Origin of the sequence: Planktotalea sp. (assembly GCF_018607995.1) — a bacterium.
GTDB lineage: Bacteria > Pseudomonadota > Alphaproteobacteria > Rhodobacterales > Rhodobacteraceae > Planktotalea.
Genome location: NZ_JABBAL010000015.1, coordinates 44585 through 58637 on the forward strand (window position 1 = coordinate 44585; position 14053 = coordinate 58637).

The following is a 14053-nucleotide window of genomic DNA, read 5'->3' on the forward strand; positions in this document are numbered from 1 at the left end:
TTCGTTAATGAAAGCAGCTAAGGCGGGCTTAAGCGCTTGCCTTAGTATCCCAATCTCGTGATGTTTGTGGTAATTCCGATTTAGCGAACGAGGCCGGAACATGGGCAGCAACATAACAAGCGCATTGCTTGCGTTGCTCGCGTTCGCGATCTTCGCCACGCATGATGTGATCGTGAAAATCCTTGGCGCTGATTATTCGCCGATCCAGATCATCGTCTTCTCTGTCCTTTTCGCCTTTCCTTGGGTCACATTGATGCTGATCCGTGATGCAAATTCAGGAAACTTGCGCCCGCGTCATCCCTATTGGACCGCCTTTCGCACATTCGCGACGACCCTCACGGGTGTGTCCGCCTATTACGCTTTCTCGACGCTGCCGCTTGCGCAGGTCTATGCGATCCTATTTGCGACGCCTTTGTTGATCACAATTCTCGCTATTCCGATTCTTGGGGAGACGGTTAGAACGCACCGTTGGGTTGCTGTTCTCGTGGGGCTTGGCGGCGTTCTGGTCGTGCTGAAACCTGGGGCGCAAGATCCGACGCTTGGCCATGCGGCGGCTTTGGTGGCTGCATTCGGGAGTGCATTTGCGTCCATTATTGTGCGCAAGATTGGCAAGGATGAACGCAGCATTGTGTTACTTATTTTCCCGATGATGGCAAATTTCGTGCTCATGGGCGCGCTATTGGGGTTTGTCTACAAACCCATGCCGGTTGAGCACATGGGCAGCATCGCGTTGATGTCACTTATGGTGCTGCTTGCGTCCTCCTTAGTGATTGCAGCTTATAGGGAAGGGGAGGCGGTGGTGGTCGCGCCGATGCAATATTCGCAGATCATCTGGGCAAGCGTTTTTGGAGTTCTGATGTTCAACGAAACCATGGACAGCGCCACGATCTTGGGCGCAGCAATTATCATTGGCAGTGGTATCTACATCACGCTGCGCGAAGGGCGCGCGAATGCATCTGAGAACACGCCAGTCCTGCGTACGCGCACACGTACAGAGACGGGGACAAGCCTGCGGATTGGCCCGCTCATTCGGGCGCGAAAAAAGTGCGGTTAGATGGGGTTTCTGCCACCTTTAGACGTGTTAGTGCGCCTGCCTCTGGCGCCTTGGCTGCTATTTCACGGCCTGTGTATCAAACGCAAAGCATTGATCCTGCCAGAGGCTGCCGGCCTGCGCGAGGGATGCAGCGGCAAAGGGTCAGATTTGCGCGTTTTGATCGTTAGCGATTCCTCTGGCACGGGTGTTGGTGTTTCGGGTCAAAAGGATGCACTGAGTGGTCAGTTAGTGGCAGCTTTGGAAAAGACGCATCGTGTAAGCTGGAAGCTCGTTGCGAAGACCGGTTCGACAACCAAATCTACCACCGCGCTGCTCGGCTCTGGACCTGATACTGCATATGATGTCGCGGTCCTTGCGCTTGGCGCGAATGACGTGGTGCGGTTTTTGTTTGTGTCGTGGTGGTGCGCGAACCAATCGCAGTTACGCAACCAATTGCACGCGCGCTTCAAGGTACGCAAGATTTTTGTAACTGCAGTGCATCCACTGCAACATTTCCCAGTGCTTCCGTCGCTGTTGCAGTGGATTTTAGGGGCGCAGGCTGCCCGCATGAACGACGCTTTGCAGGAAGATATTGCAAACGAAGCTGACACGCATTTGGTTACGATCGATCTGCCTTTCACCCTCGGGGCGATGGTGTCTGACGGGTTTCATCCAAGCGCGCGCACCTGTGCTCTTTGGGGGCAGAGCATGGCAGATTAAATCATCAGAACTGATATCACATACTATAATATAAACTCCTGATTCGGTCGAATTCATAGGCGATTCACTTCGGTTTTGCCGTAATTTCAGTCGAATTGGTCTCGTTTCAGTGAAATCGAACACCGAGTCAGCAAATTGGTTGCGTTGCGCTGCGAGTCGCGTTTTAAATCGTGAACGCAAAAGGCAGGGAAAACCTGCTGGAGAGACATGGGGAGCCACTTTTGGCTGATAGTCATACGAAAGACGCGTTCGTTGAATTTGATCGCGTACAGAAAAGCTACGATGGGGAAAACCTCGTAGTTAAAGATTTAAATCTATCACTGCCAAAGGGCGAGTTTCTTACGATGCTTGGGCCATCAGGCTCTGGTAAAACGACTTGCCTGATGATGCTTGCGGGTTTTGAGACGGCAACGCATGGCGACATTCGTCTTGATGGACAGCCGATTAACAATATTCCACCGCACAAGCGCGGCATCGGTATGGTGTTCCAAAACTACGCGCTGTTCCCGCATATGACGGTTGCCGAAAATCTGAGCTTCCCGCTTGAAGTGCGCAAAATTCCAAAGACAGAGCGCGAAGCGAAGGTAAAGCAAGTGCTCGAATTAGTTCAAATGGGTGAGTTCGGCGGGCGCCGTCCCGCGCAATTGTCCGGTGGCCAGCAGCAGCGTATCGCCCTTGCGCGTGCGCTGGTGTTTGAGGCCGAGTTGGTTCTGATGGACGAACCGCTTGGTGCGCTCGACAAGCAGTTACGCGAAACGATGCAGTTCGAAATAAAGCGCATTGCGGATGATCTAGGGATTACCGTGGTCTACGTCACGCACGATCAGACTGAAGCGCTGACAATGTCAGACCGCGTTGCTGTGTTTGAGGATGGCCGTATTCAACAACTAGCGCCACCGGATGAGTTATATGAGAGTCCGCAAAACAGTTTCGTGGCGCAGTTCATCGGTGAAAACAACACGCTTGAGGGGACTGTCAAAGAGATCAAGAACGGTATCGCATTAGTGCAACTTGATGGCGGTGGTCTGATTGATTGCAAACCAGTGAATGTGACCAAAGCAGGCGAGCGCACGCGCGTGTCTATCCGTCCAGAGCGCGTTGAATTCAACAAAGATCGTTTGAGTGCCGAAGCGCATACGCTCAAAGCTGAAGTGCTTGAGTTTATCTACATGGGCGACATTTTCCGCACACGTCTGCGGGTTGCTGGCAAAGATGACTTCATCATCAAATCGCGCAACGCGCCGGATCAAGTGCGTCTTGAGCCGGGTAGCCAAGTGGAAATTGGCTGGATGGCAGAGGACTGCCGCGCCTTGGACGCATAAATTTTCGATGTGCCGCGGAGCGCTTCGCGCCTCGCGGTTTTCAAAGGGTTTGAGTAACACCTATGACGCAAACCTTGAATAAATGAATAGGTAACTAGGGAGACTATAATGAAACTTAAAACAGCACTCTTGGCGACAGCCCTGACCAGCGTAGCTTTCGCGGCGTCCGCTCAGGAAGTCACAGTTATGTCTTGGGGTGGTTCGTATACAAAGAGCCAGGTCGAGGCATATCACAAGCCTTTCACATCCGAGACAGGTATCGCGATCAATTCTGTTGATTCCGACAACCCAGCGACACCTATCAAAGCTCAGGTTGAAGCGGGCAACGTCACAGTTGACGTGGCTGACGTTGAATTCTCTGATGCTGTACGTCTTTGCGACGAAGGCCTTTTGGAAGAGATCGACCTGTCCATGCTGCCAGCAGCACCTGACGGCACATCTGCAGCAGACGACTTCATCGAAGGCGCGCTTCAGGATTGCGCAGTTGCGAACATCGTTTGGTCCACTGTTTTTGCGTATAACAAAGACAACAACCCAACAGCACCTGACAGCATTGATGACTTCTTCAACACAGCTGGCTTCCCAGGCAAGCGCGGCGTGCGCAAGTCTGCAAAAGCAACACTTGAGATGGCTTTGATGGCGGACGGCGTTCCTGCGGCAGAAGTCTATGAAGTACTCGACACAGACGAAGGCGTAGATCGCGCATTCGCTAAGCTCGACAGCATCAAAGCTGACATCGTTTGGTGGGAAGCAGGCGCACAGCCACCACAGCTTCTTGCAGACGGCGAAGTTGTGATGTCCACTGCGTATAATGGTCGTATCTTCAACGCGGCAATTGCTGAGAACCAGCCATTGGAAGTTGTTTGGGACGGTCAGATCCTCGACTTCGATTTGTTTGTCATCCCAAAGGGTGCGCCAAACAAAGAAGAAGCTTTGAAGTTCATCGCGTTTTCCACAGACACTCAGCGTTTGGCGGATCAGGCGTCTTGGATCTCCTATGGTCCAGCACGTAAGTCTTCTGGCGCTTTGGTTGGCAAGTACTCCGATGGTATAACAGACATGGCACCACACATGCCAACGGCTGCTAAAAACCTCGGCAACGCTCTTGTCAACAACTTCGAGTTCTGGGTCGACAAAGACGCAGAGCTGAACGAGCGTTTCAACGCTTGGTTGGCGAAGTAAGCGATCTTTGGCCCCGCCCGTCTGCACTGGACAGGCGGGGCTATTCCTTCGGCGATATAAACGCTGAGCAAAAGAATTTTACAACACGATGGGACCTAGCATGCTGACAACTGTAGGCGGCAAGCCGCTTAAAGAAGCGCTGGCGCATGCTCAATCCAGAGCCAAAAGACGCGCATTCCTTTTGGTGTTGCCGCTGTTGGCGTTCATCGTTGTCAGCTTCATCTTTCCGATTGGGCAGATGCTCTATAAGTCGGTGAGCAACACCGGCTTCACAATTTCTAAAGACTTTGGCACAGGCGTCAGTACGCCGATCATGACCAATCTTGCTGAATGGTTTGAGGAAAACCCCCAAGGCACGGACCCTGATGAAACGGCTTATGCCGCTCTTGCTGCTGACTTGTTGGTCCTGCGTGAGTTGAAAGCGCCGGGCCAAGCCGGCACGCGCATCAATTACGAATTGTCTGGCTCGCGCTCCATGTTCACTAAAGCTGCGCGTAAGGCTAAAAAACTGGCACCGCCATTCAAAGAATCGATCATTGATCTTGATGAGGACTGGGCTGACCCAAGTCTTTGGCAAGCGATGCGCACGGCCTCAAGTGCTGTGACGGTGAATTTCTACCTTGCTGCTTTGGATCGCAAACGGGCTGATGATGGCTCTGTTGAAATGGTGCCTGAGAACCGTCAGGTCTATGTGACGCTCTTCAAACGTACCTTGATCTTGTCGCTGATGATCACCGTCATTTGTTTCTTTCTGGCGTTCCCAATAGCACATTTGATGGCCACGTTGCCGATGCGCAAATCCAATTTGTTGATGATCCTTGTTTTGCTGCCTTTCTGGACATCACTTTTAGTGCGCACGACGAGTTGGATGATCGTTTTGCAAAGTCAGGGTGTCTTGAATGATGCTATGGTGGCGACGGGTATCCTCGCAGATGAAAATCGTATTCAGATGATGTACAATCAGACAGGTACGGTGATTGCGATGACTCATATTTTGCTGCCTTTCATGGTACTGCCTTTGTACTCTGTGATGAGCATGATCAACCCTAGCTATGTGCGCGCGGCACGCTCTATGGGCGCGACCAGTTGGACCGCGTTTCGCCGAATCTATTTCCCACAGACAGTTCCAGGGATTGGAGCGGGTGCGCTCTTGGTCTTTATCTTGTCTGTTGGTTACTACATCACCCCTGCGTTGGTGGGTGGCGCGGATGGTCAGCTGATCTCGAACTTGATTGCTTTCCACATGACCAAGTCGCTGAATTGGTCCTTGGCCGCTGCTTTGGCTGCAATTCTGCTGGGGGCGGTTCTGCTGCTCTATTGGCTCTATGATCGCCTTATCGGCATCGACAACCTGAAACTGGGGTAACGCGATATGGCTCTTCCTTTACATACGTCCACGCTCGAACGCGTCTGGCACTATACCTATCTGACAATTTGCGCGCTGATCTTTCTGTTCCTGATTTTGCCGATCCTGATTGTGATCCCGCTGAGCTTTAACGCGGAACCCTATTTCACCTTCACTGAAAAGATGTTGAAGTTTGACCCGACGGGTTACTCGACCCGTTGGTATGATTTGCTGCTAACGTTTGGCATGAACGAACCCGACGCCCCGCGCGATTCAAGCTGGTGGGCGGACGCTTGGAACAATGCGGCGTGGATTAATGCTACTAAGAACTCTGTGATCATTGGTTTCTTCTCAACCGTGATTGCGACGTCCTTGGGTACAATCGCGGCCCTAGGTCTGTCGCGCCCTGAGATGCCCGGCCGTCGTATCATTATGGCGATCCTGATTTCACCTATGATTGTACCGATCATCATTACGGCGACGGGGCTTTTCTTCTTCTACTCAGCGATCAAAATCCAAGACTGGGGCATTCCTTATCTTGGGGTGATCCTTGCGCATGCGACCTTGGGTATTCCTTTTGTGATCATCACCGTAACGGCAACGCTGGTTGGGTTTGATCATTCCTTGACCAAGGCGGCAGCTAACATGGGCGCAAGCCCGACACGCACCTTCTTTAAGGTGCAAATGCCATTGATCTTGCCGGGCGTAATTTCTGGTGCCTTGTTTGCCTTTGTAACCTCGTTCGATGAAGTTGTCGTCGTCCTGTTTGTTGGGGGGCTCGATGAGCAAACTATCCCACGTCAGATGTGGAATGGTATTCGCGAACAGATCAGCCCCGCGATCCTCTCGGTCGCGACGATCCTTGTTATTATCTCGATAGCCTTGCTGACAGTCGTGGAACTGCTGCGCCGCCGCTCCGAAAAGTTACGCGGTATGAGCCCAGGTTAATCCTGCCTTATCGCAAAATCAAAAAAGCCGGCATCCCGTAAGGAGCCGGCTTTTTCATTTTATCTCTCCGGGTTGATCAATCGCGTACAAGCTTCTCATACGCTTCTGAAATCTCACGCGTCAGCGCGCCAACTTCGAAATTATAATCGCCAATCTGGCCAACTGGCGTCACTTCTGCTGCTGTGCCTGTTAGCCAGCATTGTTCAAACCCTTCAACTTCCTCTGGCATGATCACACGTTCATTCACAGTGATGTCACGTTCTTTGAGCATGCCAATCACCGTTTGGCGCGTGATCCCATTGAGGAAGGCATCAGGCTTTGGCGTATGAACTTCACCGTCTTTTACGAAGAAGATGTTCGCACCTGTCGCCTCTGCCACGTATCCACGGTAATCAAACATCATCGCGTCTGAACATCCTTTGGCTTCCGCCGCATGCTTGGACATGGTCGCAATCATATAGAGGCCGGCAGCCTTGGCTTGCGAGGGTGCTGTTTCAGGCGATGGACGCTTCCATTTGGCGATGTCGAGCTTTGCGCCCTTCATCTTTGCGTCGCCGTAGTAGTTGCCCCATTCCCAAACGGCCACAGCCATGTGGACAGGGTTCTTGGACGACGCGACACCCATGTCTTCGCCCGCACCGCGCCACGCAACTGCGCGCACATAAGCGTCTTTCAGACCATTTGCATTAAGTGCCGATTGCTTGGCTGCTTCGATCTCGTCCACCGTGTAGGGGATGTCAAAGTCGATCAACTTGCCAGAGGTGATCAAACGCTCTGAGTGCTCGCGCGATTTGAAAATCTTGCCTGAGTAGCAGCGCTCGCCCTCAAAAACCGAAGATGCATAGTGCATCGCATGGGTCAGGATATGCACATTGGCATCGCGCCATTCGACGAGTTTGCCGTCCATCCAGATTTTACCGTCGCGATCTGCATAAGATCCAGTCATAGTGCGCTCTTTCCATTTTTTCATTTGTTGCGCAAATTATGTCCGAAGCGGACATAATATTGCGCCGAAACTGTGAATCGCTAGCAGTCTGTTGTTGGAAAGTCAACAAAGCTGACATATAATTTGCGAAAGCCAAGGAAAGGTGTGCCATGTCCGAACGCAGCGCAGCTCAACACAGTGATATGCTTTTGTTCCTCACAGATGAACAATTGCGCCAAGGGATTGAGGCGATGTTCTTTGCCTATCAGGGCTTTACAGCTGATCCTGACCGCATCCTCTCAGAGATGGCATACGGGCGCGCGCATCACCGTGCCGTGCATTTCATCAACCGCGCGCCAGGCACGACTGTGAACAATCTGCTCGGTATCTTGGGCGTGACCAAGCAGTCGCTGAACCGGGTTTTGCGAACCTTGATCGAAGATGGCTTGGTTGAAAGCAAAGTGGGTCGCACTGACAAACGTGAACGCCATTTGTTTCTTACCGATGCAGGGGCGGAACTGGAACGCAAACTCTCCGATGCGCAACGTGCCCGCATGCGCGCCGCTTATCGTGATGTGGGGGCGGAAGCCGTCACTGGATTTCGCGCCGTACTTGAGGCAATGATGGACAAAGACATGCGCCGCAAATCGTGTGCGCTTAAGGAAAGCTGCACATGAATGATCCCGACGCCCATCTTTTGATCGTAGACGACGACGAGCGCATTCGCGGGCTTTTGCAAAAATTTTTGATGCGACACGGGTTTCTTGTCACCGCCGCACGCGATGCTGCCCATGCGCGGCGCATATTGGCTGGCCTTGATTTCGATATGATAGTGATGGACGTGATGATGCCGGGTGAAGATGGTGTGAGCTTCACCTGTGATATTCGTAAAACCTCAACCACACCGATCTTGCTGCTGACCGCGAAGGGCGAGACGGAGAATAGGATTGAAGGGCTTGAGGCGGGCGCCGATGACTACCTTGCCAAGCCGTTTGAACCTAAGGAACTGTTGCTCCGCATCAACGCAATCCTGCGCCGCATGCCTGAAATGGAAGCAGTAGATACTACCCCTAAAGTCCTGCATCTAGGCCCTGTGCGCTATGATATCGAGCATGGTAGGATGTGGCATGGCGATGAACTTGTCCGCCTAACGGCGACCGAGTCTCAACTCATGCGCATTTTTTCCAAACATGTGGGCGTGCCTGTTAGCCGAGTGCAATTGGTCGAAGACTTGGGCCGTGATCGCGGCCAAGCGCAAGAGCGTGCGGTGGATGTTCAGATCACGCGGTTAAGGCGTAAAATCGAGATGGACCCGAAGCAACCCCGTTACATGCAAACCGTGCGCGGCGCTGGGTATATGTTGGCGCCTGATTAAACGTCCCTTTTAGGAGAGCGCTATGACCACAGCCCTCATCACACATCCCGCATGCCTTGAGCATGTCACACCCGCAGGTCACCCTGAACAGGTGGCTCGGCTCGAATACATCCTACGTGCGCTCAAGGACAAAGACCTCCTTCTTGTCAAAGCGCCGTTGGGTAGCGAAGATGACATCATGCGTTGCCATCCTGCGAGCCACATCACCGATTTGCGCAGCGCGCTGCCGAATGTGGGGCATCGTCAGCTGGACGCAGATACACATATGTCGCCTGGTTCGCTCGACGCCGCCTTTCGTGCTGTTGGCGCTGTCACCAAAGCCGTAGATATGGTGATGAACGGTGAGGCAGGGAATGCTTTCGCAGCGATCCGACCCCCTGGGCATCATTGCGAAATCTCCACGCCCATGGGGTTCTGCCTGTTCGGAAATGTTGCGATTGGCGCGAAATATGCGCTTGAACATCATGGCTTGAAACGTGTAGTGATCGTTGATTTTGACGTACATCACGGCAATGGCACGCAGGACCTGCTTTGGAACGAGAAGCGTGCTTTGACGATAACGTCCCAGCAAATGCCGCTTTGGCCGGGCACTGGGGAACGCTCTGACAAAGGCGGGTTCGACAATGTTGTGAATTTGCCCATCGCGCCCGAAAGCAAAGGCGATCAAATGCGCGCGCTTTATGAGGCTGAAGTTTTTCCGCGTTTACGTGCGTTCAAGCCTGAAATGATCTTCATTTCCGCTGGCTTTGATGCGCACCAAGACGACCCTTTGGCGAACCTCAACTGGTCCACAGGCGATTTCAAATGGCTCACACACGAGCTGTGCAAAATAGCGGGCGAAATATGCGAAGGGCGTGTGGTCTCTGCACTCGAAGGGGGCTATGATTTGGATGCGTTGGCCGAAGCTGTGGCCGCGCATGTGGATGCATTGAGGGAGGCCAGCGGATGGGCGACACTAACGTAAGTGAAATGAGCTTTGAGCAAGCCATGGGCGAGCTGGAGCAAGTGGTCAGCCAGCTAGAGCGCGGCGATGTGCCTTTGGAACAATCCATTACCCTTTATGAGCGTGGCGCGGAGCTTAAAAAGCGCTGTGAGGCCAAGCTGAAAGAGGCCGAAGAAAAGGTTGCTGCGATCACGTTTGATGGTGATGGCGCGGCCAAAGGGACAACGCCTGTCGAAGGGCTGTGACACTTAAATCTGAAATGGCAGGTTGGTCTGCGGAGGTGGACCAACATTTTATGCGCGTTCTTAGCGGTTTCGCGGATGTTCCAATCGTGCAAGCGATGCGCTATGCGACGACAGGTGGCAAACGCTTGCGTGCGTTCCTTGTGCGCGAAAGTGCGCGTGTGTGCGGCGCTGATGTTGCGTGCTCGATTGCGCCGGCCTGTGCGATTGAGGCGCTTCATGCGTACTCATTGGTGCACGATGATTTGCCTTGTATGGATGATGATGATCTGCGTCGGGGTCAGCCTACGGTTCATGTGAAGTGGGATGATGCCACGGCGGTCCTGTGTGGAGATGCTTTGCAAACGCTGGCGTTTGAGCTGGTGAGCGATCCTGCCTGCCATGATGACCCGTTTGTTCGTTCAACCCTGGCTTTGACGCTTGCACGCGCGAGTGGTGCTGCAGGAATGGTTTACGGTCAAGCGCTCGACATCGCAGCGGAAAGCACGGCGACGCCTTTGAACATCGATGAAATTACAGAGCTGCAAAACGGCAAGACAGGCGCGCTCATTACATGGTCCGCGACAGCTGGTGCGATCCTTGCCAAAGCTGACACTCAAGCGTTGAAAACCTATGGCGATGCACTCGGTCTCGCCTTTCAAATCGCAGACGACATACTTGATGTTACAAGTGACGCTGAAACCCTCGGCAAAGCAGCGCAAAAGGACGCGGAAGCGGGCAAAGCGACGTTCGTGTCGCTGCTCGGTCTAGACGGGGCAAAGAGCCGCGCTGAAATGCTGGTGGAATCGGCTTGTGATGCACTATCTATCTTCGGAAGCGATGCGGATCATCTGTGTGATGTTGCGCGTTTTGTGATTGAGCGTCGCTCGTAACTTACGACTAAGGGGGCAAGTGATATGTCTGACCGTCCGAATACCCCGCTTTTGGACCGTGTGAACCGTCCCTCTGATCTCAAACAATTTTCTGATTCCGAACTCGTGTGCGTGGCGCAGGAATTGCGGTCTGAGACGATCTCGGCGGTATCTGAGACTGGCGGTCACTTGGGTGCGGGACTGGGCGTTGTTGAGCTGACAGTTGCTTTGCATTCCATTTTCAACACACCCAAGGACAAAATTATTTGGGACGTGGGTCATCAATGCTACCCCCATAAAATCCTTACGGAACGTCGCGATCGTATCCGCACCTTGCGTATGAAAGATGGCCTGAGCGGGTTCACCAAACGCTCAGAGAGCGTTTATGACCCCTTTGGTGCGGCACATTCCTCAACCTCAATCTCGGCAGCCCTTGGCTTTGCTGTTGCGCGTGATTTGGGCGGCGAAGCGCCCGGTGGTCTAGGTGACGCGATTGCTGTGATCGGAGATGGCTCAATTAGTGCCGGTATGGCATTTGAGGCGATGAATAACGCAGGTCACTTGAAGAAACGCATGTTCGTGATCCTCAATGACAACGAGATGAGCATCGCGCCCCCTGTTGGTGCGCTGTCTTCCTATCTCAGCCGACTTTATGCGGAAGAACCGTTCCAAGATCTCAAGACCGCTGCCAAAGGCGCGGTAAGTCTGCTGCCTGAACCCTTCCGCGAAGGAGCAAAGCGCGCCAAGGATATGCTGAAGGGCATGACTGTTGGTGGCACATTGTTCGAGCAGTTGGGTTTCTCTTATCTCGGCCCCATCGATGGGCACGATATGGATCAGCTTTTGCCTGTTTTGCGCACTGTTCAAACGCGCGCGACGGGGCCTGTGCTCATCCATGTGATTACGAAGAAGGGCAAGGGCTATGCACCCGCCGAAGCTGCGCGAGATAAAGGCCATGCAACGGCGAAGTTTGACGTTCTGACGGGTGAGCAAAAAAAAACCCCATCCAACGCGCCGAGCTACACCAAGGTTTTTTCAGAAAGCCTGCTGAAGGAAGCTGCCGCCGACGACAAGATTTGCGCTGTCACAGCCGCGATGCCTGATGGCACAGGGCTCAACCAATTTGCAGAGCGCTACCCGAGCCGGTGTTTTGACGTTGCAATCGCTGAACAGCATGGTGTGACCTTTTCCGCAGCACTTGCCGCTGGCGGGATGAAGCCGTTCTGCACGATGTACTCCACGTTCTTGCAGCGTGGCTATGACCAAGTTGTGCATGATGTTGCGATCCAACGCTTGCCTGTGCGTTTCGCGATTGATCGCGCTGGCCTTGTGGGTGCTGATGGTGCGACACATGCGGGGGCTTTTGATGTTGCTTATCTTGCGAATTTGCCCGGACTCACCGTGATGGCCGCTGCGGACGAAGCGGAGTTGGTGCATATGGTTGCGACTGCGGTTGCCCATGATGAGGGTCCAATCGCCTTCCGTTTCCCACGTGGGGAAGGTGTTGGAGTAGAAATGCCTGAGAAGGGTATTCCACTGGAGATTGGTAAAGGCCGCATGATCCGTGAGGGCAAAGGCGTGGCCATTCTTTCCTTCGGTACACGTCTGAAAGAGGTGGAGGATGCCTGCGACGCGCTCGCCGCCAAAGGCATCACGCCAAGCATTGCCGATGCGCGTTTTGCCAAACCTTTGGATCGTGACTTGATCTTGCAACTCGCTCAAGATCATGAATCGCTGATCACCATTGAAGAGGGCGTCGTTGGCGGCTTTGGCTCTCACGTAGCGCAGCTGCTCGCAGAAGAGGGCGTGTTCGATACAGGTCTCAAATACCGTTCGATGGTTTTGCCGGATATCTTTATCGACCAGTCCAGCCCGCGAGATATGTATACGGTCGCGAAATTAAACGCGGAAGACATCGAGGCGAAGGTGCTCGACACTTTGGGCATTGCCTCAATCGTTAGTAAGAAAGCATGAGTCTGACGCTCACAAATTTACCGAGCGGCTTTCACCATGACCCTTATCCGCATTACGCGCGTCTACGCGAAGACCACCCTGTCTGCGGCCAACCCGATGGATCGTTCATCGTGTCGCGCTACGCCGATCTGGATATGATCTACCGCGATACTGCGCGCTTTATTTCTGACAAGAAGAAAGTGTTCACGCCGAAATTCGGTACGGACGCTCCGCTGTTTGAGCATCACACGACATCGCTGGTGTTCAATGATCCGCCGCTGCACACGCGCGTGCGCAAGATCATGGTGGGCGCGATGAACCCGCGCGCTTTGGCGTCAATGGAGCCAGGTTTGGTCACTTTGGTCGACAGCTTACTAGATGAGATTAGCGAACATAAAGAGGTCGATCTAATCGACGCCTTCGCAGGTGCGATCCCGATCGAAGTTATTGGCAATCTTTTCAACATCCCACGCGAACGGCGCGGCCCTTTGCGCGATTGGTCGCTCGCAATCCTTGGCGCGTTAGAGCCGCAATTGTCATCAGAACAAGAAGCGCGTGGTAACAAGGCAGTGCTCGATTTCGTTGCTTTCTTGACAGAAATTGTGGCGGACCGACGCATCAATCCGGGCGAACCCGAAACAGATGTGCTCACCCGCCTAATTCAATCCGAGGAAGGGCGTTTGAGCCCTGTGGAGTTGTACCAAAACTGCATTTTCATTCTGAACGCAGGGCATGAAACGACGACGAACCTGATTGGCAATGCGCTGATGTTACTTGACCACGATCGTGTGGCGCGTGCGCGATTGCTTGCTGAACCTGAGCTTATCACAATGGCTGTTGATGAGGTCCTGCGCATGGAAAGCCCCAATCAATTCGGCAATCGCCTCACAACTGAGGACATGACGTTGCATGGCACCCACATCCCTGCAGGCACGGACCTACATTTGTGCATTGGCGCTGCCAATCGAGACCCTGCACAATTCGAAAACCCCGATGTGTTGCAATTGGACCGTCGCCCTAACAAACATCTTGCTTTTGCAGGTGGTGCGCATACTTGCGTCGGCCTGACGCTCGCGCGGATGGAGGGTCGGATTGCGGTTAGCGAATTCCTTGAGCGTTTTCCGCATTACGAGATTGTAGAGGGTACAGAACGTGCAGGGCGCATCCGGTTTCGCGGCTTTTCGGTCTTGCCTGCACGCCTAGCCTAGTTTTTT

The 14053-nt window shown here is 53.3% G+C and carries 14 protein-coding genes; 13 read left to right on the top strand and 1 reads right to left on the bottom strand.

Features of this window, described 5'->3' with window-relative positions; genetic code table 11:
• The first annotated feature begins 100 nt into the window (after positions 1–100).
• The 6 genes from QZ280_RS04155 to QZ280_RS04180 all read left to right on the top strand — a co-directional run bounded on the left by QZ280_RS04155 (position 101) and on the right by QZ280_RS04180 (position 6550).
• Complete coding sequence (locus tag QZ280_RS04155) at positions 101–1054, top strand: DMT family transporter (protein WP_293441275.1); 954 nt, start codon at positions 101–103, stop codon at positions 1052–1054.
• Complete coding sequence (locus tag QZ280_RS04160; protein ID WP_293441276.1) at positions 1055–1753, top strand: SGNH/GDSL hydrolase family protein; 699 nt, start codon at positions 1055–1057, stop codon at positions 1751–1753.
• A gap of 221 nt (positions 1754–1974) precedes the next feature.
• The gene (locus QZ280_RS04165) at positions 1975–3075 is read left to right on the top strand and encodes an ABC transporter ATP-binding protein (protein ID WP_293441277.1); all 1101 of its coding nucleotides are present in this window, start codon (positions 1975–1977) and stop codon (positions 3073–3075) included.
• 108 nt (positions 3076–3183) lie between these two features.
• The gene (locus tag QZ280_RS04170; protein ID WP_293441278.1) at positions 3184–4257 is read left to right on the top strand and encodes an ABC transporter substrate-binding protein; all 1074 of its coding nucleotides are present in this window, start codon (positions 3184–3186) and stop codon (positions 4255–4257) included.
• 100 nt (positions 4258–4357) lie between these two features.
• Entirely contained in the window at positions 4358–5623 is a 1266-nt protein-coding gene (locus QZ280_RS04175; protein ID WP_293441279.1) for an ABC transporter permease, read from the top strand.
• A 6-nt stretch (positions 5624–5629) separates the two neighbouring features.
• On the top strand, positions 5630–6550 hold the full coding sequence (locus tag QZ280_RS04180) for an ABC transporter permease (RefSeq protein WP_293441280.1): 921 nt from the start codon (positions 5630–5632) through the stop codon (positions 6548–6550).
• A gap of 76 nt (positions 6551–6626) precedes the next feature.
• On the opposite strand, the gene QZ280_RS04185 is transcribed toward QZ280_RS04180, so the two are convergent.
• On the bottom strand, positions 6627–7496 hold the full coding sequence (locus QZ280_RS04185) for a branched-chain amino acid aminotransferase (protein WP_293441281.1): 870 nt from the start codon (positions 7494–7496) through the stop codon (positions 6627–6629).
• 149 nt (positions 7497–7645) lie between these two features.
• Here QZ280_RS04185 and QZ280_RS04190 point away from each other — a divergent pair, with 149 nt between their 5' ends.
• From QZ280_RS04190 to QZ280_RS04220, 7 genes are read left to right on the top strand one after another with little or no spacing between them, the layout of a single operon-like run.
• A complete protein-coding gene (locus QZ280_RS04190) occupies positions 7646–8152 on the top strand; it encodes a MarR family transcriptional regulator (RefSeq protein ID WP_293441282.1) in 507 nt (168 codons plus the stop codon).
• A complete protein-coding gene (locus tag QZ280_RS04195) occupies positions 8149–8850 on the top strand; it encodes a response regulator (RefSeq protein ID WP_293441283.1) in 702 nt (233 codons plus the stop codon). The genes QZ280_RS04190 and QZ280_RS04195 overlap by 4 nt, the downstream gene beginning before the upstream one ends.
• Before the next feature lie 22 nt (positions 8851–8872).
• The gene (locus tag QZ280_RS04200) at positions 8873–9814 is read left to right on the top strand and encodes a histone deacetylase family protein (protein WP_293441284.1); all 942 of its coding nucleotides are present in this window, start codon (positions 8873–8875) and stop codon (positions 9812–9814) included.
• Complete coding sequence (locus QZ280_RS04205) at positions 9796–10038, top strand: exodeoxyribonuclease VII small subunit (RefSeq protein WP_293441285.1); 243 nt, start codon at positions 9796–9798, stop codon at positions 10036–10038. The genes QZ280_RS04200 and QZ280_RS04205 overlap by 19 nt, the downstream gene beginning before the upstream one ends.
• Positions 10039–10052: 14 nt before the next feature.
• The gene (locus QZ280_RS04210) at positions 10053–10907 is read left to right on the top strand and encodes a polyprenyl synthetase family protein (RefSeq protein ID WP_293441684.1); all 855 of its coding nucleotides are present in this window, start codon (positions 10053–10055) and stop codon (positions 10905–10907) included.
• A gap of 24 nt (positions 10908–10931) precedes the next feature.
• Positions 10932–12860, top strand: a complete 1929-nt coding sequence (gene dxs, locus QZ280_RS04215; protein ID WP_293441286.1) for a 1-deoxy-D-xylulose-5-phosphate synthase — start codon at positions 10932–10934, stop codon at positions 12858–12860.
• Complete coding sequence (locus QZ280_RS04220; protein WP_293441287.1) at positions 12857–14047, top strand: cytochrome P450; 1191 nt, start codon at positions 12857–12859, stop codon at positions 14045–14047. The genes dxs and QZ280_RS04220 overlap by 4 nt, the downstream gene beginning before the upstream one ends.
• Positions 14048–14053 lie beyond the last annotated feature (6 nt).

Bases quoted from the DNA above. Each gene is read 5' to 3' on its own strand.
- QZ280_RS04155 (WP_293441275.1), top strand. From the start codon at position 101: ATGGGCAGCAACATAACAAGCGCATTGCTTGCGTTGCTCGCGTTCGCG.
- QZ280_RS04160 (WP_293441276.1), top strand. From the start codon at position 1,055: ATGGGGTTTCTGCCACCTTTAGACGTGTTAGTGCGCCTGCCTCTGGCG.
- QZ280_RS04170 (WP_293441278.1), top strand. From the start codon at position 3,184: ATGAAACTTAAAACAGCACTCTTGGCGACAGCCCTGACCAGCGTAGCT.
- QZ280_RS04175 (WP_293441279.1), top strand. From the start codon at position 4,358: ATGCTGACAACTGTAGGCGGCAAGCCGCTTAAAGAAGCGCTGGCGCAT.
- QZ280_RS04180 (WP_293441280.1), top strand. From the start codon at position 5,630: ATGGCTCTTCCTTTACATACGTCCACGCTCGAACGCGTCTGGCACTAT.
- QZ280_RS04185 (WP_293441281.1), bottom strand. From the start codon at position 7,496: ATGACTGGATCTTATGCAGATCGCGACGGTAAAATCTGGATGGACGGC.
- QZ280_RS04190 (WP_293441282.1), top strand. From the start codon at position 7,646: ATGTCCGAACGCAGCGCAGCTCAACACAGTGATATGCTTTTGTTCCTC.
- QZ280_RS04195 (WP_293441283.1), top strand. From the start codon at position 8,149: ATGAATGATCCCGACGCCCATCTTTTGATCGTAGACGACGACGAGCGC.
- QZ280_RS04200 (WP_293441284.1), top strand. From the start codon at position 8,873: ATGACCACAGCCCTCATCACACATCCCGCATGCCTTGAGCATGTCACA.
- QZ280_RS04205 (WP_293441285.1), top strand. From the start codon at position 9,796: ATGGGCGACACTAACGTAAGTGAAATGAGCTTTGAGCAAGCCATGGGC.
- QZ280_RS04210 (WP_293441684.1), top strand. From the start codon at position 10,053: ATGGCAGGTTGGTCTGCGGAGGTGGACCAACATTTTATGCGCGTTCTT.
- dxs (WP_293441286.1), top strand. From the start codon at position 10,932: ATGTCTGACCGTCCGAATACCCCGCTTTTGGACCGTGTGAACCGTCCC.
- QZ280_RS04220 (WP_293441287.1), top strand. From the start codon at position 12,857: ATGAGTCTGACGCTCACAAATTTACCGAGCGGCTTTCACCATGACCCT.